Here is an 18011-nt window from a genome sequence, read left to right as displayed (position 1 = left end):
AGGCAGGTTAACATGAGCAGCATTGATAAAAGCGGGACGTACGCGCTCGGGACGCGGACGGTTAAACGACTGGGCTATGGCGCGATGCAGCTCGCCGGGCCGGGCGTCTTTGGTCCACCGAAGGATAAGCTGGCCGCGCTGGAGGTGCTACGTGAAGCCGTCGCGGCGGGGGTGAACCACATTGATACCAGTGATTTTTATGGTCCGCATATTACCAATCAGCTGATCCGAGAAGCACTTCATCCTTACCGGGACGATCTGACTATCGTGACCAAAATCGGTGCCCGTCGCGACAGTAAAGGTGCCTGGCTGCCGGCCTTTTCCGCGCAGGAACTGACTCAGGCGGTGCATGACAACCTGCGTAATCTGCAGCTTGACGTGCTGGACGTGGTGAATTTGCGAATTATGTTCAGCACACACGGGCCTGCGGAAGGGGCGATTGCGGAACCGCTTTCCACCCTGGCAGAGTTACAACAGCAAGGGCTGGTGCGTCATATTGGTCTGAGCAATGTGACGGCCACTCAGGTTGCGGAAGCGCAGAAGATGGTGCCGGTGGTGTGCGTGCAGAACATGTACAACATTGTAAACCGGGAGGACGATGCGCTGGTGGATGGGCTGGCACAGCAGGGCATTGCGTATGTACCGTTCTTCCCGCTCGGAGGTTTTACGCCACTGCAATCTTCCGGGCTGCAGGCCGTTGCTGATTCACTGGGCGCAACGGCAATGCAGGTGGCGCTGGCGTGGTTGTTGCAACGTTCCCCGAACATCTTGCTGATCCCCGGAACCTCTTCCGTGACGCATCTGCGGCAAAACCTTGCGGCGGGGGCACTGCACCTACCGCCTGAAGCCGTGAAAACGCTAAATTCGCTGGTGGACTAAACCTGATATAAGCAAAGCCCGGAAAAATTCCGGGTTTTTGTTTGCAACACCCTGAGATTTGTCTCTTTTTTCAGTGGTTTTTTTTAATGTTGTCGACCATGCTCTTTGTACTGATAATGCTAAGTACAGTTGAGACGGCAATGCGCAATGTCTTTATTCCTGTCATAACAGCAGTGGCTATTTTTATTGCTGGCGTTTTTATCCTCAATATACAGCTCTGGTATTCAGCTCGGGTTGATAGCTCGTCGGGAGCCAGATACGCCGTTAACAATATCAATGCCATTCTTGATGAAGCACGGGTTGCAGCCAGAACCGCGACGGAAATTATTGCGAAGGGATGTGATGCAGATGGGCAGTATCAGCTTGGTACGGAGGCCGCTCTGCAACCCCATCTCAGAACCATCGTTATTCTGAAAAAGGGGCAACCCTGGTGTTCATCTCTGCCGGGGAATCGTATTTTATTATTAAATATTAATGATATACCTTTTTCAGAATTACTGCTCACGCCGGCGAGCGATACGGTAAACGGACGACCTGTTTTGTTATTTCAGACCCACTTTGCCACCAATCGAATTATGGTCAGCGTGAGCGATAGCCATATCCGTGACGCTCTGAGTACGCCCCTGGAGCATGTTAATTACGCACTGGTGGTGGGCGGTTACGCTCTTGATGCTTCCGGCAATTTCACCATCACTCATCGCCAGGAAACACAGGTCGGGCAGGCCCGGTCGGGAAATTACCCCTATAGCGTCAGATATAATCTTCCTCCTCTGTTTAGCGTACAAAGGCTGATCGAACACGGGGCAGGCATCATGCTGTTTTTACTGCTGATCTCCGGTACTGCCGCTTACGTTTTGCATAAGTATCTGAACAAAAACACCCTGCCTGAAGAGTCACTTCGTACCGCAATTGCCCGGGGGGAAATCGTTCCGTTTTACCAGCCTGTGGTGAATGGCAGAGAAGGCACGTTGCGGGGCGTGGAGGTGCTGGCAAGATGGAAGCATCCGCAGGCGGGCTATATTTCTCCGGCTACATTCATTCCCATTGCTGAAAAATCGGGGCTGATTGTTCCTCTGACGCAAAGCCTGATGGCGCAGGTGACGACACAGATGAACGCGATTTCCACGAAATTACCGGAAGGGTTTCACGTCGGGTTGAATTTCAGTGCCCCCCACATTGCGATGCCGACCTTCCTGGATGAGTGCCTGAAGTACAAGGATAGTTTCGTCAGAAAAAATCTGAACCTGGTGATCGAAGTGACAGAGCGGGAACCGCTGGATATTGATGAAAACCTTGTCCAGACCCTGAATGTGCTCCATGAAAAAGGGTTCGCTATTGCACTGGATGATTTTGGTACCGGCTATTCTGGACTCTCTTATCTGCATGATCTGCATATTGATTATATCAAAATTGACCATAGCTTCGTCAGCCGGGTGAACGAGCATGCGGACTCTACCCGCATCCTCGACTGTGTGCTGGATCTGGCGCGTAAACTCTCCATCAGCATTGTAGCGGAAGGCGTAGAGACGAAGGCGCAGCTAGACTACCTCAATCGCAATAACATCGTCTTTCAGCAGGGGTACTACTTTTTTAAACCGGTTCCGTTTACCGAGCTTATTCATATTTTGTTGTCGAAGCCGAAGGTGAAAGTGGTGGTGGAGTAACCTGCAGAAGCTGCTGCTGAATTAAATCCTCTCAAACTTCAATGCGTTTGGGATCGTCTGCGGAAATGACCTTGATCCTGGGGCATTATCCGTAATACTGTATTTATATACAGTATGTGGCGAGAAAGGCATTTATGAACACTCTCTTTTCTTATCATCCAAAGCAATACATTGAATTACCTTTATTTTTGGAGCGTGTTGCCTGTGGTTTCCCAAGCCCTGCGCAGGATTATGTGGAGGATCGCCTCGATCTCAACAGGCTGGCGGTCAGACACCCGAGTGCAACCTATTTCGTCAAGGTGAGCGGAGACTCGATGATTGGCGCCGGGATCGGCGACGGCGATCTGCTGGTGGTTGATCGCTCGTTAAATGCTGAACATGGCGATATCGTGGTGGCGTCGGTCGCCGGTGAATTTACCGTGAAAGAGTTGCAGACCCGTCCGGTCCTGAGACTCCTGCCGCATAATGTCCGCTATCAGCCGATCACCTTTCAGTCCGAAGAGGAGCTGCAAATCTTCGGGGTTGTTACCCACACACTCAAAACGCATAAACATGTTCGCGCTGGTTGATGTGAATAGTTTCTATGCCTCCTGCGAGAAGGTGTTCCGTCCCGATCTGGAGGGGAAACCTATCGTGGTAGTTTCGAATAACGACGGCTGCATTATTTCACTGTCGCGGGAGGCAAAGCAGCTCGGTATAAAAATGGGTGAGCCGTATTTCAAATTCAAAGAGAAGAGCTACCCCTCCCGGGTGTACGTCTTTAGTTCGAATTATGCACTCTATGCCGACCTCAGCAGCCGGGTGATGCAAACCCTGACCGATCTTGCCCCGGCAATAGAGATCTATTCCATTGATGAAGCGTTCGTGAATGTGTCAGGTGTCAGCCACTGCATGTCGCTGGAAGCGTTTGGTCGTCAGATGCGTGCGCAGATACTTAAAAATACGGGCTTAACGGTTGGCGTCGGTATTGCCCCGACAAAAACGCTGGCGAAGCTGGCCAACTATGCGGCCAAGCGGTGGTCGAGTACCGGTGGCGTGGTGGATTTATCGGATCGCGAGCGGCAGCGCAAACTGCTGGCGAATGTACCGGTAGACGAGGTGTGGGGCGTTGGACGGCGCATCACGAAAAAACTCAATGCGATGGGGATCTCCACGGCACTGGCGCTGGCGGATGCCTCATCCTGGGTCATTCGTAAACATTTTAACGTGGTACTGGAGCGCACGGTGCGAGAGCTTCGCGGTGAACCCTGCCTTGACCTGGAAGAGTTTACTCCCACAAAGCAGCAAATTATCTGTAGCCGTTCGTTTGGACACCGGATTACGCAATACGAAGAGATGCATCAGGCCATTTGCGCCTACGCGGAACGTGCAGCAGAAAAACTACGCGGCGAGCATCAATACTGCCGCTTTATCAGCGTGTTTTTGCGCACTAGCCCTCATGCCGACAACGAAATTTATTACGGCAATCAGGCTTCAACCATCCTGATGACGCCGACCAACGACTCACGCGATATCATCCGTGCAGCCACGGAGGCGCTGGGGCGTATATGGCTTGACGGGTATCGCTACATGAAAGCGGGGGTGATGCTGGCGGACTTTTTCAGTACGGGTGTCGCCCAGCTTAATTTGTTTGACGATAACCGTCTGCGCGTCAACAGTGCGGCACTGATGGACATGATCGATAGCGTCAATCATTCCGGCAAAGGGAAGATATGGTTTGCCGGGCAGGGGATTGAGAAATCCTGGGCAATGAAACGCGAGATGCTGTCTCCGGCTTATACCACGCGGTACGCGGATTTGCCGGTGGCGAGGTAGAGTACTCCTGCGTTATTTCTTTTGCGTCAACCAGGTTGCCGCCGCCGTCAGCACGCCGATCAACGGCATTTGGCCCGCACCTGCCAGGAAGTTATGGCGATCGATGTCATTATTTTTATGGATATCAGCAAAGCGGGTAAGCGCCGTTTTTTCATCCGCAGCGCTGATCTCCTCAAACTGCTTTTCAAACCCCTGAGCGGTCAGCTGAGAAGCTGCATCGATGTTTGCGCTCTCGATCGCAACGAGATCCGGGCCTTTCCTGAAGAAACTGTAATCGGGCATATGTGCTCCATAAAGAAGAGGATACGGTGAAAATACTCTATTCCTTATGGTCAAAAAGTGCACGTGATTTGCGGGGGGAATGTTCAGTTTTTCTTCATGATCTCAGGCAGTAATTGCTCAATCACGCTGACGACACGTCGGACGCGCTGTGGAATAAAGCGGGCATCAGGGAAAACGGCATAGAGGAATCGGTCGGGTAACCGCCAGGCGGGTAAGATCGGCACCAGTGTGCCATTTTTCAATGCTCTGGCCGCAAGCGGTAGCTGCATGCCTCCGATTCCGATGCCTGACTCCAGCGCCTGTAATAGCGCGTCGCTGGTATTGGCGCGGAAAACGGTATTCACCTTCACGTCGAGGGTCTCTTCCTGAGAAAGCAGCCGCAATGGGGCATCCAGCGGGATGCCGCTAAATCGTACATGTGGCAGCGTCGCCAGCTCCCTGACGCTGTGCACCGCCTGAAATTCAGGGGCGGCAAACAGCGCGGTTTCAACACGTGCCAGCACGCGAGCCGCATGCGCCAGAGGAGGCTCACTGCTTAGTCGTATTGCGACATCCACCCCTTCTGTCACCAGGTCGGCAATGCGATCATCAAGGGAAAGCATCAGGTGCAATTCTGGATGCAGGCGTTGCAGCGAAAGCAAATGTAGCAAAAAGATCTGGCCCAGCCCGCTCGGCAGCTGGACATGCACTCTCCCCTGAAATTGCTGATCGACAGGATCCAGCCGCATCTCAGCTTCCCGCATGGCATCCAGCACAAGCTGCATATCACGGCTGTAACGCTCTCCCTGTTCAGTCAACTTCATTGATCGCGTTGTACGATGCAGCAACACGACACCAAGCTCTTGTTCAAGGGCGGCGATCTGCTGGCTGACCGCAGATTGCTTCATCCCGCTCTGGCGGGCGGCGGCAGAAAAGGAACCTGCTTTTGCAACGCAAAGAAAGGTGGAAATGGCGTTGAGTTTATTATTCATTTAATGATTTTTCTGATAAGTGCCATCGGTTTAAGGGGATATCCAATAAAAAAATAATATATGACACTGCGCCTGTCACCCTTTCTGGAGAAACTTCATGAATAAGATGCCGCAACAAAACGTCGCGCTGGTCGCTGGTGCCAGCGGAATTGTGGGCAGACAGCTCGTCAAAACGCTCCTGCACAATAAATGGCAGGTGATCGGTCTTAGTCGCCATGCAGTGACCCATCCGGATGCTATTCCGATGGTGAACGTCGATTTACTGGATGCGCAGAACAGCGCAGAGGTGCTGCAACCCCTGAGTGATATCACCCATATTTTTTACAGCGCCTGGGCGAACGCAGCAAACTGGACAGACATGGTCGAGCCGAACGTTACGATGCTGCGTCATCTGGTCAGTCATATCGAAAAAACAGCACCGCTGCAGACGGTCAGCCTGATGCAGGGGTACAAAGTCTATGGTGCACATCTGGGGCCGTTCAAAACCCCGGCACGCGAAAGCGATCCTGGCGTACCGGGTGCAGAATTTAACGCCGCTCAGCTCACGTGGCTCAGCGATTTTCAGCATGGGAAAAGCTGGCACTGGAATGCCATCAGACCGGGCGTGGTGGGAAGTACCGTGCCCGGCAACACGATGAATCTGGCGCTGAGCATCGCTCTGTATGCGTCTTTGTGTAAGGCTCAGGGGCTACCTTTGCGCTTTCCCGGTACCGAGCAGACCTGGCACAGTATCGTTGATCATACTGACGCCGGGTTGCTGGCCGAGGCAACGCTGTGGGCTGCCACGACATCTGCGGCGCAGAATCAGGCTTTCAACGTGAATAACGGAGATATCTGGCGCTGGAGTGAGCTATGGCCGCGCATCGCACGCTGGTTTGAACTGGAATCTGCTCCGCCCGTGAGGTTGTCATTTCATCAGCTGTTTAAGGACTATCGTGAGGTATGGCGCGAGCTTGCCAGAGATCGGCTGGTAGAAACGGATATTATGCAGCTGAATGACGGACATTTTGCCGATTTCGTCTTTAGCTGGAATTACGACATGTTCGGTGATGGCAGCAAGCTTCGGCGGTCTGGCTTCACGCGAATGCAGGCAACCGATGAGATGTTTTTCAACCTGTTCGCGCAGCTGAGAGCGGCACGTATTATTCCCTGACTGTAAGGGGGGGCAGTGACGATCGGCGCGTTATACTCACGGGCTGATAATAAGGTATGGCAGGGCAGGAATATGCACGAGAGTCTAAAAAAGATATCTCCCAACCCTTCAATCTCTCTGGACCCGTAACTTTACGACTTTTCTGCCAGCCAGCTCGTGACACAGCGCGCCAATCTGTTCCACGGCATTCAGCAGGCGGGGCGTTGGTTCGTTTGCGCAGTTTAGCCGCAGAAAGTGCGTTAATTCTGCGCCAGGGGAAAACAGCGGGCCAGGGCTGACGCCGATGCCCAACGCCAGCGCACGACGATGCACCTCCAGCGCGTTGATCTGCTGAGGAAGTTCTACCCACAACAGGAAACCGGCAGTGGGCACGTTAACACGTGTCCCCGGTGGGAAACTCGTCTCGACCCGCGCAACGACGGCGTCTATTCCCTCTGCGATCCGGTGCTTTAACCGCCGCAGATGTCGATCGTAGTCGCCACTTGCGAGGATCTCGCTCGTTGCGGCTTCCAGCATTGGCGCACCTGCCCACTCTCCGGCCATACGCGTCTGCAATACCTGCACGTGGTAGCGCCCGGCGGCAATCCAGCCGATCCGCCAGCCTGGCGCAAGCGTTTTAGAGAGCGAACTGCAGTAAATCACGTTTCCGCTCTGGTCGAACGCTTTGCAGGCCGGAGGGCGTTGCCCTTCGCCAACGAGGTCACCATAGACATCGTCCTCAATTAAAGGGATCTCTGCCTGCTCAAGCAGAGCAACAAGCTCTTGCTTGCGCGCAACGGGCATACTGGCACCTAAAGGGTTTTGCACGGTGGGTGAGGCCAAAACGGCAGCGGGGCGGTGGTAGCGAATGGCGTCAGCCAGCGGTTCCAGTAACAGGCCTTCAACGGGATCGGTCGGGATCGCTAAGGCTCTTAGGCCTAAATCTTCCAGCAGCAGGAGTGTACCAAAGTAGGCAGGCTGCTCAATCGCTACGACATCACCTGGCTGGCACACTGCCTGAAGGGCAAGGCGCAGCGCCTGCGTTGCACCCGCAGTGATGATGAGATCATCCGCGCCGAAACGGGCTCCCCATTGCGCAGAACGCGCGGCAATCTTACTTCGTAAATCACGTCTTCCCGGAGGCAGGCTATAGCTTTGTCCGTGTGCGTCCAGACGGCGGACGGCAGAGTGCAACGCCCGTTGCAGCATATCGCCGGGTAGCCATGCGGGGTCAGGCAGGGCTGCGCCCAACGGTATCAGACGGGCTTCTGCACTGCTGAACAGCGAGCGGGCCACGGCGGACATTGTCACAGGGACCGGACCAGGTACGGAGTGCGAAGGTTCCGCAAGCGGAGTGATGCTGGTCTGGCAGATGAAGTAGCCCGAACGCGGACGCGCCACAATCAGCCCCTCTGCTTCAAGGCAACGAAGGGCTTCCAGCGCCGTCGGAAGGCTAACGTGCTCGCGTTCGGCCAGTTTACGCGCGGAGATCATCCGGTCGCCGACCCGCAACGCACCAGAAGTCAGTGTTAGACGGAGCATCTCAGCTATTCGGCGGTAATGTGGGGACGACGGAGATGGGGCAGACATGGGCATCTGTTCAGGCTGATTTTCGATAAAACTGACTATACAGCCAATGATGCGCGCCATCTATAGTGTCCGACATGTTCAGGACAAGGAGGCATTATGCAGAGCAATAATTTCAACATCTCTACTTATTTCAAACGCATAAACTACACCGGACCGGTGGCTGCCGATACGGCCACGTTACATGCGCTTATGCGTCATCAGCTCTTTTCAGTTCCCTTTGAAAATCTGGACGTGCAGGCGGGCAAAATTGTCTCGCTGGCACCAGACGATATTGCCGATAAGGTGTTAACGCAGGGGCGCGGCGGTTACTGCTATGAGGTGAACGGTCTTTTTGCCATGGCGCTGGAGGCGGTAGGTATTCCTTACCGTTTCGTGGCGGCACGCCCGATGTTCTACCCTGCGCGACGACCGAAAACCCACATGGCGCTCATCGCTGAGGTAGATAGTCGACAGTGGCTTTGCGATCTCGGGTTCGGCAGCTACGGCATCCGTGCACCGATGGCGCTGGACACGCTTGATGTCGATATCACCCAGGATTTCGACACGTTTCGGCTTAGCCGTAGCGCAGAGGGCGAATATCTGCTTCAGGCAAAAGTGGAGGGGGAATGGGCCCGTCAATACGGCTTTGATCTCACGCCTCAGGAATGGATTGATTTCGTTCCGGCCAACTACCTTAACTCCACGCATCCGGATGCCATCTTTGTCCAGAAGCTGGTGGTGGTGCAGCATCGCCCGGAAGGACGTGAGATTTTATTGGGCGATGTGCTGAAGACGATCACTGCGGATGGGGTTGAAATACAGCAACTGGCGGAGGGAGAAATCTCCCGTATGCTGAAAGACCGTTTTGCGTTGACGACGGCGTAAAACAGAGGGGCGGCCTGCTGTCACACTGCCCCGAGAATCGCCCATACGGCTGGTATGGGCGGTGCGAGTTTATTTCTTCTTATTCATCATCGCTTTTAAATCGGCAAACGGGTTAAACGTGGCGACGCCCACGTCTTTTTGCGCGTCTTCCCCTGCAACCACGGTGGTACCGTACTGATCCGCTTCGGTGTATTTCGAGTGTTCATGGTCATGGCAAAACAGGCACAACAGTTCCCAGTTGCTGCCATCTTCCGGGTTGTTGGTATGGTCGTGATCGATATGGTGAACCGTGAGTTCACGCAGATTGGAATAAACAAACTCTCGCGAGCAGCGACCACACACCCATGGATAGATTTTTAATGCTTTTTCGCGATAGCCGCTTTCCAGCCGCGCGTAGTTTTTAGGGATCAAAGCCATTGCCGGTTTTACCTGCCATGAAAAGAGTGGGGGATATTATATCCCATTATGGAGCGTAATGACGAACTCCTCAATTCTGTCAATTTATTTGAATCATTCCGTTAAATAAACGGCGTTTATTCTCACCGGGTAATGCGTAAAGTAGGTGAGATGCAAAGTCCCATCAGGATAAATCGTTATGAAAAAGATCGGGTTTCTGTCGTTTGGTCACTGGACACCTTCACCGCAGTCCGGCACGCGTTCAGCAGCGGATACATTGCTTCAGTCCATTGATTTGGCCGTGGCGGCCGAAGAGCTGGGGGCAGACGGCGCGTATTTCCGTGTGCACCACTTTGCCCGGCAACTGAGCTCCCCGTTCCCTCTGCTGGCCGCAATAGGCACCAAAACGAAAACCATTGAAATCGGTACTGGCGTCATTGATATGCGCTATGAAAACCCGATGTACATGGCAGAGGATGCCGGAGCCGCGGATCTGATCTCAGGTGGGCGTTTGCAGCTTGGAATCAGCCGGGGTTCCCCGGAGCAGGTTATTGATGGCTGGCGTCATTTTGGCTATGTCCCGCAGGAAGGGGAAAACGAATCTGATATGGCACGCCGCCATACCGAGGTACTGCTCGAGGTATTGCGTGGAGAAGGTTTTGCAAAACCGAATCCACAACCTATGTTCCCGAACCCGCCGGGGTTGCTGCGCCTTGAACCTTATTCCGCCGGTTTGCGCGAGCGTATCTGGTGGGGCGCCGGTTCGAATGCGACGGCAGTGTGGGCGGCAAAACTGGGAATGAACCTGCAAAGTTCTACCTTAAAAGACGATGAAACCGGTGAGCCGTTCCATATTCAGCAGGCAAAACAGATCCGCGCTTACCGTCAGGCGTGGGCGGAAGCAGGGCATACGCGTCAGCCACGAGTCTCGGTTAGCCGCAGTATTTTTGCGCTGATGGACGATCGCGATCGGATGTACTTCGGCTCCAGCCGGAGCGACAGCGATAGCGTCGGTTATCTTGATGAGAAAACGCGTGCAATCTTCGGACGTAGCTATGCCGCAGAGCCTGATAAGCTGATTGAACAGTTGAAAAAGGACGAGGCGATTGCCGAGGCCGATACGTTATTATTGACCGTGCCGAATCAACTTGGTGTGGATTACAATGCGCATGTGATTGAGTCCATTCTCAAACATGTCGCACCGGCAATGGGCTGGCGCGAGTAGCCATTCTGTAATCAGCCGTGAGATCGTAATGGAAAACCTGGCCCTCTGGTATCGACGTTTTGGCGAGCCAGATTCTGTTCTGCAGCCGGAAACAGCGCCATTGGGCGAGCTTGCTCCAGGTCATATTCGTGTGCAAATGCTGTTTTCCCCGGTGAACGCGTCCGATCTTATCCCCATTACCGGGGCCTATCGCCACCGGACGCCGCTACCGGCGGTGGCAGGGTATGAAGGCGTCGGGATTGTGACCCAGGCACCAGCCCCCTTCACGGGGCTGGTGGGCAAGCGCGTCTTACCCTTACGGGGGCAGGGAACCTGGCAGCGCTATGTTGATTGCCCGGCTGAGTATACGATCCCAGTTCCGGACAATATCGACTCACGCCTGGCCGCACGGGCCTATATCAATCCGCTGGCGGCGCAGATGATGCTCGCTCACTATCCACCACAGGGAAAGCGGGTGTTGCTCACGGCTGCCGGTTCTGACTGTGCCATTCTGCTCGCGCAGTGGGCGCGTCAGAGGGGAGCGCAAGCGGTATACGGTATTCACCGTTCGCCTGTACATGCTGAAAGGCTGGATGCGATGGGGATCATTCCCGTCGCGCAACAGGATACGAAGAGAATCGGCGCTATCGCTGCGTGTGCCGATGTTGTTTACGATGCAACCGGAGGAGCGCTTGCGGAAGCTATTCTCAACGTGATGCCCGAGCAGGGCATGTTTGTTTGCTACGGACTGCTCTCCGGGCAAACCTTCCGTCAGCAGCGCCCCATGCCGCGCGTGGCATGGTTTCATATTCGTAACTATCTCGATGCGCTCAGCGTGGAGGCGTGGCATGCCGAGTTCGAACGCATCTGGCCGCAGTTGCGTGGTAGCCAGTACAGCCATGCCACGGTGTACCCTCTGACGGAATGGCAGAGGGCGCTAAGTGCGTACCGTGAAGGTGGCAGAACCGGCAAGCCTATCCTGTCGATGATGGCGTGACCGCTATTGATGGCTCATATCGCTCAGCAGCACGGCAATACTTTGCCCACCTGCCGTCTGTTCCAGGCCAATCTTCACAATGATGGTCAGCGGAACGGAAAGCAGCATCCCAACGGGTCCGAGCAGCCAGCCCCAGAAAATAAGGGACAAAAATACCACCAGTGTGGACAACCCCAGTCCACGTCCCATCATCCGTGGCTCAAGAATGTTGCCGAACACCAGATTAATCACCAGGTATCCTGCCAGCAGAATCAACGCGTCATAGAACCCGCTGAAAACCAGCATCTGAAGAATAGGAGGAATTGCTGCCAGTACGGAGCCGATGTTAGGGATGTAGTTAAGCGCGAACGCCAGCAGTCCCCAGACAAATGCAAAGCGGACATCCAGCGCCATGAGCATTCCCCAGACCACCCCTCCTGTGACCAGACTAATGGCCGTTTTTAACACCAGATAGCGGGAAACGCTGTCCAGCGCACGTTGAATTGCCCCCATACCTTCAACCGGACGAACCATGATCTGCTGCAGCTTTGTGGGAAGCTGCGGTACCTCCAGTAACATGAACACCACCGTTAAGAACAGCAGGAAAATAGACGTCATGGCATTGGAGAGTTGCGCCAGCAGGCTGGTGACAAGCGTCATGGCCGCGTTGGGATCGATATATTTCAGGAGTTCCTCAACCGAGACTTCTATGCCTGCACGCTGCAGCCAGGGTTCAATTTGCAGGAGCGGTATCGCCAGTGACGAACGGTATTTCGGCAATGTTCGCGCCAGTTCATTGAGCGACGTCCCCAGGTAAGCGACGAGCAGAACCATCGCAATAATAATGATGCTGATAAGCAGGGTGATCGCCAGTACGCGCGGAATGCGTAATCGAGTCATACGCTGTACCAGCGGGTTAAGGATCACCGCAATAAACAGCGCCAGAACAAAGGGGACAATGATGTCGGCGGCAAAACGAACGCCTGTCAGAATGATCACCAGCATGCCCAGCATGATGACAATTTTTAACCCGTTCAGGGTAATGATGGGTTTAGCCATGGTGACTCCGGAATAATCTTTTTATTTATAATAAATGCGAAACCCGCTGTAATAAAGTAACCAAAATCAAACGGGGTGGGTAAAGAATTGCAAAGACTTTGAGTAAAATCCTGACTTATGGTACAAATCTGGCGTGTTTAACTACCGAGGACAATTTTGATCCGCAAAGACGAGAAGCAACACCGCGGATAATTGTAATTTTATGGACAATTTGTTCAGGACGTACTTTTCAAACAATACTGCTGTATTTTCCTCTTCCTTCTGCCTGCTTTCTGGTGAGCAACACTGGCGCACCGCACTATAGTCACATCTTCTGCCTGAGCTGGCGCTACGCGCTTAGCTGTCCGATTTAATTTCATATTTTTTGGTTTGCTGTTCGCGGCGGGCCACGATGGATTATATTCTCAAGCAGGAGAAAAACATGTTTTACTGGATTTTATTAGCTCTAGCTATTATCGCTGAAATTACCGGCACGTTGTCGATGAAATGGGCAAGTGTCAGCGATGGCAACACCGGTTTTATTTTAATGCTGGTGATGATTTCACTTTCTTATATTTTCCTCTCATTTGCAGTGAAAAAAATTGCGCTGGGTGTGGCCTATGCCCTGTGGGAGGGGATCGGTATTTTGCTGATTACACTGTTCAGCGTCATGATATTTGACGAAACGCTCTCCACGATGAAGGTTGCCGGGTTAACGACCCTGGTTGCGGGTATTGTGCTGATTAAATCGGGTACTCGTAAGCCGACAAAACAGCAGAAGGAGCAGAACCATGCAACAGTTTGAATGGGTTCATGCGGCCTGGCTGGGTTTTGCCATCGTGCTGGAAATTCTGGCTAACGTCCTGCTGAAATTCTCGGATGGTTTTCGCCGTAAAGTGTATGGACTGATGTCGATTGCGGCGGTTCTGGGGGCGTTCAGTGCCCTGTCCCAGGCGGTAAAAGGAATCGACCTTTCTGTTGCCTATGCGCTTTGGGGAGGGTTTGGTATCGCCGCCACGCTGGCAGCAGGTTGGGTGCTCTTCGGTCAGCGTTTAAATAACAAAGGCTGGGTAGGATTGATATTACTGCTTGCTGGTATGATCATGATAAAACTCGCCTGATATACTGACAGCCATTATTTACAGGCAGCGAAATTCGCTGCCTGTAGTACTCTTAGAAAAGCATAACATTGAAGAGGATGGCTGATGTATCGCACATTGAGCTGGCGCAATATTCCTACTGCGAGAACATTGTTTGCCATGGTCTTCATCGCGGGGATCGGCTTAATCATTTCCATTGTCGCACTGCTCTATCTATCCCTGCACCTTATCAGCACGAAAACCAATGAAATTGACGAACACCGCTCGGCACTTTCCGTGCAGGGTGCCATTCAGACATCCGTCAACCGAGTCTCCTCTCTGGTCCTGGATAACGCTGTCTGGGACGATGCGGTACACGAGACGTACCGTCCAACCCTGGATCCCAACTGGCTGTATAACACCTGGGGCGCTGGCTTTAAAATTAACAACCTTTATGACGGCACTTTCGTTCTTGATGAACACTTCAATGTCATCTGGGGATCGTTTCAAAGCCAACCGTTCAAAGAGACGAACCTTGATTTTTTTGGTAAAGGCTTCAAAGGGCTTATTAACCAGTACGGACAAGCACTGCCCGGTGATAAAAATATCTATGCGGGCATCACCCGAACGCGTAACGGCATTGCATTTATTGGGATAGGGCTGATTCGCCCGATGGTTGGAGATTTACAGGTTACCGATGGAACACGCCGCTATCTGGTGATTACGCGTCATCTGAACGCGAAAATATTATCCGATCTGGGGACGACCTTTCAGATTGATAACCTCAATTTTACCCCTGAAAAAATCAATAATCTGAGTATGCCCCTGCGCAGTTCAGCAGGAGAGTTACTGGGATACCTGAACTGGCAGGCTCGTCTTCCGGGAGCACAAGCCGCCCGGGCTGCATCGTCTGATATCAGGCAGATTGTGGTGCTGGCGTCGGCGCTGATCCTGCTCTTCATTCTGGTGAGCGGTGTGGGGCTGTACAAACTTGCGCGTGGAGAAAATCAGGCGCGTATGGTCGCGAGAACGGACTGGTTAAGCCATCTGCCGAACCGACGTGCGCTGATCGAAGACCTGGATCGCGTGAGTTTACGCGGCGATATTGACGTCAAAAGCGTGGTGTTTATCGATCTGGATGGCTTTAAGGATGTCAATGACATCTACGGCCATAGCGTGGGTGACGATCTCATTGTAGTGATAGCGAAAACGCTGAATGAACGCGTCCCACCGGGAGGGATGCTGGCACGCATGGGCGGCGATGAATTTGCCATGACCATCGGCGGTGATGGCGCGGAAGCGCAGGCCACTGCGTTTGCCCGTTCGGTGCTGGATTTTCTCAACATCCCGATTCGGCTAGGGGAGCGCACAATCCATATCGGCGCCAGTATAGGTATTGCCAGCGGCACCCTGATCGAATGCACCAGTACTGAGTTGTTTCGCCGTGCGGATATTGCCATGTATCACGCCAAAATGAGTGGAAAAGGGCGCATCACCCACTATGACGCGGCGCTGAACAGTACCCGTGAACGTAAGCTGGCGATTGAGAATCAGATCAGAAGCGGCCTGGAACGCGATGAGTTTGAGGTCTGGTACCAGCCAATTATTGACGCTCACAGCCAGAAAATGAGCAGTGTCGAAGCGCTGGTTCGCTGGCCGCGTCGACCGGGCGGGCCACTTGACCCGGACACCTTTATCACCATTGCAGAGACCAGTGGTTTGATTTACAAACTGGGCCAGTTTGTCTTGCAGCGGGCCTGTCAGGATCTGGAGCCATTCAGTGAGTTAAAACTCTCCGTGAATATCTCTCCTGCACAATTTCGCGATCCCGAATTTGAAGACAAAGTGGCCAGTGTGCTGGAGACCACGCGTTTCCCGGCCAACAGATTGCAGCTTGAGGTAACAGAGACCTATGTGCTGGAAAACCCGGAGCGTGCCCGCATGGCAATAGCCAATCTTAAAGCGCTTGGAACCGCGGTGGCGCTGGATGATTTTGGCACGGGCTATTCCAGTATTGGGTATTTACGGCGTTTTAACTTCGACACCATTAAGATTGAGAAATCACTGGCCGGGCTGGTGGGCAACGATGAACAGGCGGCAGCGCTGGTCAGCGGCACAGTGCGGATCGCCAATGCGCTGGGCATGGCGGTGGTGGCGGAAGGGGTGGAAACCGAGAAACAAATGAAACTGCTACGGCTGGCTGGCTGCGATCAACTGCAGGGTTTTTGGTTCAGCCAGCCGATGCCAATTGAGTCAATCAGAGAATTACATCAGATCAGGCAGTGCTGATTTACTGTTGCGCCAGCGCTTCCAGCTTGTCGCGAAAACCGGTAACAGACAACGCCCGGTTATCTGCGCGCCAGCGATCTTTCGCCGCAGGCGCGGAACTCTGGACACCAATCAATTGCCAGCCGTTATCCGTTTTCAGCATTAACGGTGAACCGCTGTCGCCTGGCAGCGTATCGCACTGATGCGAAAGCACGCCGGTTTGTGCCCAGCCCGTCACAACACAGTCGGTGTGAGTGTAAAGCGCATCCAGATGATCAACAGGGTAGCCTGACTGCGTCACCTTGCGGTCGGCAGCTTTCAGGGCGGCGGTGAGTGCGGCTTTATCTCCGTCAAATAACGGCAGCGGCGTAATACCTGAAGGCGGGTAGCGCAAAATGATCAGGCCAAAATCCCATGAGGCGGCTGCCGGTGGCACTATCCAGCCATCACCATCGGGTTTCAGGCGTTTGCCGAGAGAAGGGTCAACCCGGCCTTCAATACCGTGGATTTCATAGCGCCAGATTCCTTTTTGCGACACAAACCGCAAGGCAACCGCTTTGTCTGGCTTACCGTTTGGCGGTGTCAACAGACAGTGGCCGGCCGTCAGGGCAAGCTGCGGGGTGATCAACGTCGCGGTACACAAGTTACCGCTGGCGGTTTCCAGTTGCCCTATCGCATCCCAGGGCGCCTGGGTAGGATCGGTGACGCGAGTCCGGTCATCATGACCGAAAAAAAGCGTTTTTAGATCTTTCGCGCTAATGGTGTCATCACCGCCATCATCCGCATGTGAAAATCCAGAAAAAAGACCAAACGTTCCCAGTAACAACACAACAGATTTACGCATATCACACTCTGGTGGGGGTAATTATGATTATTAAAAGTGAACCCTATGAAAATACTATAGACGGGACAGCGCTAAAGTGGGAGTAAAATCAGCGTGCTACAATCAGGAAAGATAAAAATGGCTTGCGATGAGCGCGCATAAAATAAGCAGGATCAGGATCAGCTCAAACCGATAGCGTCGCAGCATACGCCCTCCGGATAAAAAAACGGCGCGGAACCTGTTCCGGTTCAGCGCCGGTTTACCAACGTGCCCCGAAGGGCACGATTAAGCTTGTACTCTTACGCAGCTGGCTGTGCAGCTGGTTTAGCAGCTTCGTGTTTTACTGCTTTTTTGTGGTGCTTTTTAGCGGCCTGAGCTTTCTGCTCTACAGCTGGTTTGGTCGCTTTTTTGTGGTGGTGCTTTTTAGCAGCCTGCGCTTTCTGCTCTACAGCTGGTTTGGTCGCTTTTTTGTGGTGCTTTTTAGCGGCCTGCGCTTTCTGCTCTACAGCCGGTTTAGCGGCTTTTTTGTGGTGCTTTTTGGCAGCCTGAGCTTTCTGCTCGGTTGGTGCTGCGGTTGCTGGTGCAGCGGCTTCTTTTTTCACTGCTGCTTTATGATGTTTCTTATGGTGAACCGCTTTTGCTGGAGCAGCAGTAGTGGTTGCAGCTGGAGCGGCAGCCGGTGCAGCGGTTGCAGTAGTTTCAGCAGCAAACGCAGCAGAAGACAGACCCATAGCAGCGGCAACAACCAGAGCTAATACTTTATTCATTCTCATACCCTCGAATTTGGTTTTTCATTTAACCCCACTGCGGGGCCGTTGAAATAACTATATCCCTGTAAATTCGAGGTTTCCGTGAGTGATTGGTATCGCTGTGTAACCATATGTACATTGCCGGGGCTTCCCAGAAAATAATGCCTGCACAGATGACCCCCTCTCCCTTGAGGGTGTACAGAGGGAGAGGGCAGGAGTGAGGGGGGAACTACGGCTGTAGTGGTCATTCCGTTCACTTTATGTTCCTTGCTACTCTGTAA

Annotated in this window: 19 protein-coding genes and 1 pseudogene; 12 read left to right on the top strand and 8 right to left on the bottom strand. The window is 53.3% G+C overall.

Going from position 1 to position 18011, the window contains the following annotated elements; translation table 11 throughout:
• Window positions 1-12 precede the first annotated feature (12 nt).
• From AC0XWG_RS20025 to umuC, 4 genes are all read left to right on the top strand, one after another.
• Entirely contained in the window at window positions 13-879 is an 867-nt protein-coding gene (locus AC0XWG_RS20025; RefSeq protein WP_128347938.1) for an aldo/keto reductase family oxidoreductase, read from the top strand.
• 140 nt (window positions 880-1019) lie between these two features.
• Window positions 1020-2543, top strand: coding sequence for an EAL domain-containing protein (locus AC0XWG_RS20020; RefSeq protein ID WP_475680983.1), 1524 nt, complete (start codon window positions 1020-1022; stop codon window positions 2541-2543).
• A gap of 134 nt (window positions 2544-2677) precedes the next feature.
• Entirely contained in the window at window positions 2678-3112 is a 435-nt protein-coding gene (umuD, locus tag AC0XWG_RS20015; protein WP_028017342.1) for a translesion error-prone DNA polymerase V autoproteolytic subunit, read from the top strand.
• On the top strand, window positions 3096-4358 hold the full coding sequence (gene umuC, locus AC0XWG_RS20010; protein WP_028017343.1) for a translesion error-prone DNA polymerase V subunit UmuC: 1263 nt from the start codon (window positions 3096-3098) through the stop codon (window positions 4356-4358). The genes umuD and umuC overlap by 17 nt, the downstream gene beginning before the upstream one ends.
• Before the next feature lie 12 nt (window positions 4359-4370).
• Here the strand turns inward: umuC and AC0XWG_RS20005 are convergent, their stop codons facing one another.
• Both AC0XWG_RS20005 and AC0XWG_RS20000 read right to left on the bottom strand, forming a co-directional pair.
• Window positions 4371-4640 carry a hypothetical protein gene (locus AC0XWG_RS20005; RefSeq protein WP_028017344.1) on the bottom strand — a complete coding sequence of 90 codons (270 nt, stop codon included), beginning with the start codon at window positions 4638-4640 and terminating at the stop codon, window positions 4371-4373.
• An 83-nt stretch (window positions 4641-4723) separates the two neighbouring features.
• The gene (locus AC0XWG_RS20000) at window positions 4724-5611 is read right to left on the bottom strand and encodes a LysR family transcriptional regulator (protein ID WP_475680982.1); all 888 of its coding nucleotides are present in this window, start codon (window positions 5609-5611) and stop codon (window positions 4724-4726) included.
• 97 nt (window positions 5612-5708) lie between these two features.
• On the opposite strand from AC0XWG_RS20000, the gene AC0XWG_RS19995 reads away from it, so the two are divergent.
• Window positions 5709-6764 carry an SDR family oxidoreductase gene (locus tag AC0XWG_RS19995; protein WP_128347937.1) on the top strand — a complete coding sequence of 352 codons (1056 nt, stop codon included), beginning with the start codon at window positions 5709-5711 and terminating at the stop codon, window positions 6762-6764.
• 108 nt (window positions 6765-6872) lie between these two features.
• Here AC0XWG_RS19995 and AC0XWG_RS19990 read toward each other — a convergent pair whose 3' ends face one another.
• On the bottom strand, window positions 6873-8393 hold the full coding sequence (locus AC0XWG_RS19990; RefSeq protein ID WP_475680981.1) for an aminotransferase-like domain-containing protein: 1521 nt from the start codon (window positions 8391-8393) through the stop codon (window positions 6873-6875).
• 36 nt (window positions 8394-8429) lie between these two features.
• Between AC0XWG_RS19990 and AC0XWG_RS19985 the strand changes: the two genes are divergently transcribed.
• The gene (locus AC0XWG_RS19985; RefSeq protein ID WP_108090036.1) at window positions 8430-9197 is read left to right on the top strand and encodes an arylamine N-acetyltransferase family protein; all 768 of its coding nucleotides are present in this window, start codon (window positions 8430-8432) and stop codon (window positions 9195-9197) included.
• Between the two features lie 69 nt (window positions 9198-9266).
• Here AC0XWG_RS19985 and yajD read toward each other — a convergent pair whose 3' ends face one another.
• Window positions 9267-9614, bottom strand: coding sequence for an HNH nuclease YajD (yajD, locus tag AC0XWG_RS19980; RefSeq protein ID WP_006808895.1), 348 nt, complete (start codon window positions 9612-9614; stop codon window positions 9267-9269).
• Between the two features lie 178 nt (window positions 9615-9792).
• Here yajD and AC0XWG_RS19975 point away from each other — a divergent pair, with 178 nt between their 5' ends.
• Both AC0XWG_RS19975 and AC0XWG_RS19970 read left to right on the top strand, forming a co-directional pair.
• The gene (locus tag AC0XWG_RS19975; RefSeq protein ID WP_128347933.1) at window positions 9793-10818 is read left to right on the top strand and encodes an LLM class flavin-dependent oxidoreductase; all 1026 of its coding nucleotides are present in this window, start codon (window positions 9793-9795) and stop codon (window positions 10816-10818) included.
• Between the two features lie 28 nt (window positions 10819-10846).
• Window positions 10847-11794, top strand: a complete 948-nt coding sequence (locus AC0XWG_RS19970; RefSeq protein WP_128347932.1) for a zinc-dependent alcohol dehydrogenase family protein — start codon at window positions 10847-10849, stop codon at window positions 11792-11794.
• A gap of 3 nt (window positions 11795-11797) precedes the next feature.
• Here the strand turns inward: AC0XWG_RS19970 and AC0XWG_RS19965 are convergent, their stop codons facing one another.
• Window positions 11798-12832 carry an AI-2E family transporter gene (locus AC0XWG_RS19965; protein WP_028017353.1) on the bottom strand — a complete coding sequence of 345 codons (1035 nt, stop codon included), beginning with the start codon at window positions 12830-12832 and terminating at the stop codon, window positions 11798-11800.
• Window positions 12833-12965: 133 nt separating this feature from the next.
• Between AC0XWG_RS19965 and AC0XWG_RS19960 the strand changes: the two are divergent.
• The 4 genes and pseudogenes from AC0XWG_RS19960 (at window position 12966) to AC0XWG_RS19945 (ending at window position 16179) form a co-directional block, all read left to right on the top strand.
• Window positions 12966-13136, top strand: a pseudogene (locus AC0XWG_RS19960) (protein YdgV).
• Window positions 13137-13253: 117 nt separating this feature from the next.
• On the top strand, window positions 13254-13616 hold the full coding sequence (gene mdtJ, locus AC0XWG_RS19955; RefSeq protein ID WP_028017354.1) for a multidrug/spermidine efflux SMR transporter subunit MdtJ: 363 nt from the start codon (window positions 13254-13256) through the stop codon (window positions 13614-13616).
• Window positions 13603-13932, top strand: coding sequence for a multidrug/spermidine efflux SMR transporter subunit MdtI (mdtI, locus tag AC0XWG_RS19950; protein ID WP_028017355.1), 330 nt, complete (start codon window positions 13603-13605; stop codon window positions 13930-13932). Before mdtJ ends, mdtI begins: the two co-directional genes overlap by 14 nt.
• Before the next feature lie 84 nt (window positions 13933-14016).
• Complete coding sequence (locus AC0XWG_RS19945) at window positions 14017-16179, top strand: bifunctional diguanylate cyclase/phosphodiesterase (protein ID WP_475680980.1); 2163 nt, start codon at window positions 14017-14019, stop codon at window positions 16177-16179.
• Window position 16180: 1 nt separating this feature from the next.
• Here AC0XWG_RS19945 and AC0XWG_RS19940 read toward each other — a convergent pair whose 3' ends face one another.
• The 3 genes from AC0XWG_RS19940 to asr all read right to left on the bottom strand — a co-directional run bounded on the left by AC0XWG_RS19940 (window position 16181) and on the right by asr (window position 17748).
• Window positions 16181-17002 (bottom strand): trypsin-like serine peptidase, encoded by an 822-nt coding sequence (locus AC0XWG_RS19940; RefSeq protein ID WP_129325368.1) that lies wholly within the window; start codon window positions 17000-17002, stop codon window positions 16181-16183.
• 102 nt (window positions 17003-17104) lie between these two features.
• A complete protein-coding gene (ydgU, locus tag AC0XWG_RS19935; protein ID WP_021241182.1) occupies window positions 17105-17188 on the bottom strand; it encodes a small membrane protein YdgU in 84 nt (27 codons plus the stop codon).
• Window positions 17189-17280: 92 nt separating this feature from the next.
• A complete protein-coding gene (asr, locus tag AC0XWG_RS19930; protein WP_028017358.1) occupies window positions 17281-17748 on the bottom strand; it encodes an acid resistance repetitive basic protein Asr in 468 nt (155 codons plus the stop codon).
• Window positions 17749-18011: the final 263 nt, after the last annotated feature.

The organism is Enterobacter sp. DVT3837 (genome assembly GCF_056238685.1).
Note: the sequence above shows the minus strand (reverse complement) of the source record. Positions and strands in the feature narration are given on the sequence as shown.

Coding starts and splice junctions, on each gene's coding strand:
- asr (WP_028017358.1), bottom strand. CDS start 17,748: ATGAATAAAGTATTAGCTCTGGTTGTTGCCGCTGCTATGGGTCTGTCT.
- ydgU (WP_021241182.1), bottom strand. CDS start 17,188: ATGCTGCGACGCTATCGGTTTGAGCTGATCCTGATCCTGCTTATTTTA.
- AC0XWG_RS20020 (WP_475680983.1), top strand. CDS start 1,020: ATGCGCAATGTCTTTATTCCTGTCATAACAGCAGTGGCTATTTTTATT.
- AC0XWG_RS19965 (WP_028017353.1), bottom strand. CDS start 12,832: ATGGCTAAACCCATCATTACCCTGAACGGGTTAAAAATTGTCATCATG.
- AC0XWG_RS19975 (WP_128347933.1), top strand. CDS start 9,793: ATGAAAAAGATCGGGTTTCTGTCGTTTGGTCACTGGACACCTTCACCG.
- AC0XWG_RS19945 (WP_475680980.1), top strand. CDS start 14,017: ATGTATCGCACATTGAGCTGGCGCAATATTCCTACTGCGAGAACATTG.
- AC0XWG_RS19990 (WP_475680981.1), bottom strand. CDS start 8,393: ATGGCGCGCATCATTGGCTGTATAGTCAGTTTTATCGAAAATCAGCCT.
- umuD (WP_028017342.1), top strand. CDS start 2,678: ATGAACACTCTCTTTTCTTATCATCCAAAGCAATACATTGAATTACCT.
- mdtI (WP_028017355.1), top strand. CDS start 13,603: ATGCAACAGTTTGAATGGGTTCATGCGGCCTGGCTGGGTTTTGCCATC.
- yajD (WP_006808895.1), bottom strand. CDS start 9,614: ATGGCTTTGATCCCTAAAAACTACGCGCGGCTGGAAAGCGGCTATCGC.
- AC0XWG_RS20025 (WP_128347938.1), top strand. CDS start 13: ATGAGCAGCATTGATAAAAGCGGGACGTACGCGCTCGGGACGCGGACG.
- AC0XWG_RS19995 (WP_128347937.1), top strand. CDS start 5,709: ATGAATAAGATGCCGCAACAAAACGTCGCGCTGGTCGCTGGTGCCAGC.
- umuC (WP_028017343.1), top strand. CDS start 3,096: ATGTTCGCGCTGGTTGATGTGAATAGTTTCTATGCCTCCTGCGAGAAG.
- AC0XWG_RS20005 (WP_028017344.1), bottom strand. CDS start 4,640: ATGCCCGATTACAGTTTCTTCAGGAAAGGCCCGGATCTCGTTGCGATC.
- mdtJ (WP_028017354.1), top strand. CDS start 13,254: ATGTTTTACTGGATTTTATTAGCTCTAGCTATTATCGCTGAAATTACC.
- AC0XWG_RS19940 (WP_129325368.1), bottom strand. CDS start 17,002: ATGCGTAAATCTGTTGTGTTGTTACTGGGAACGTTTGGTCTTTTTTCT.
- AC0XWG_RS19970 (WP_128347932.1), top strand. CDS start 10,847: ATGGAAAACCTGGCCCTCTGGTATCGACGTTTTGGCGAGCCAGATTCT.
- AC0XWG_RS20000 (WP_475680982.1), bottom strand. CDS start 5,611: ATGAATAATAAACTCAACGCCATTTCCACCTTTCTTTGCGTTGCAAAA.
- AC0XWG_RS19985 (WP_108090036.1), top strand. CDS start 8,430: ATGCAGAGCAATAATTTCAACATCTCTACTTATTTCAAACGCATAAAC.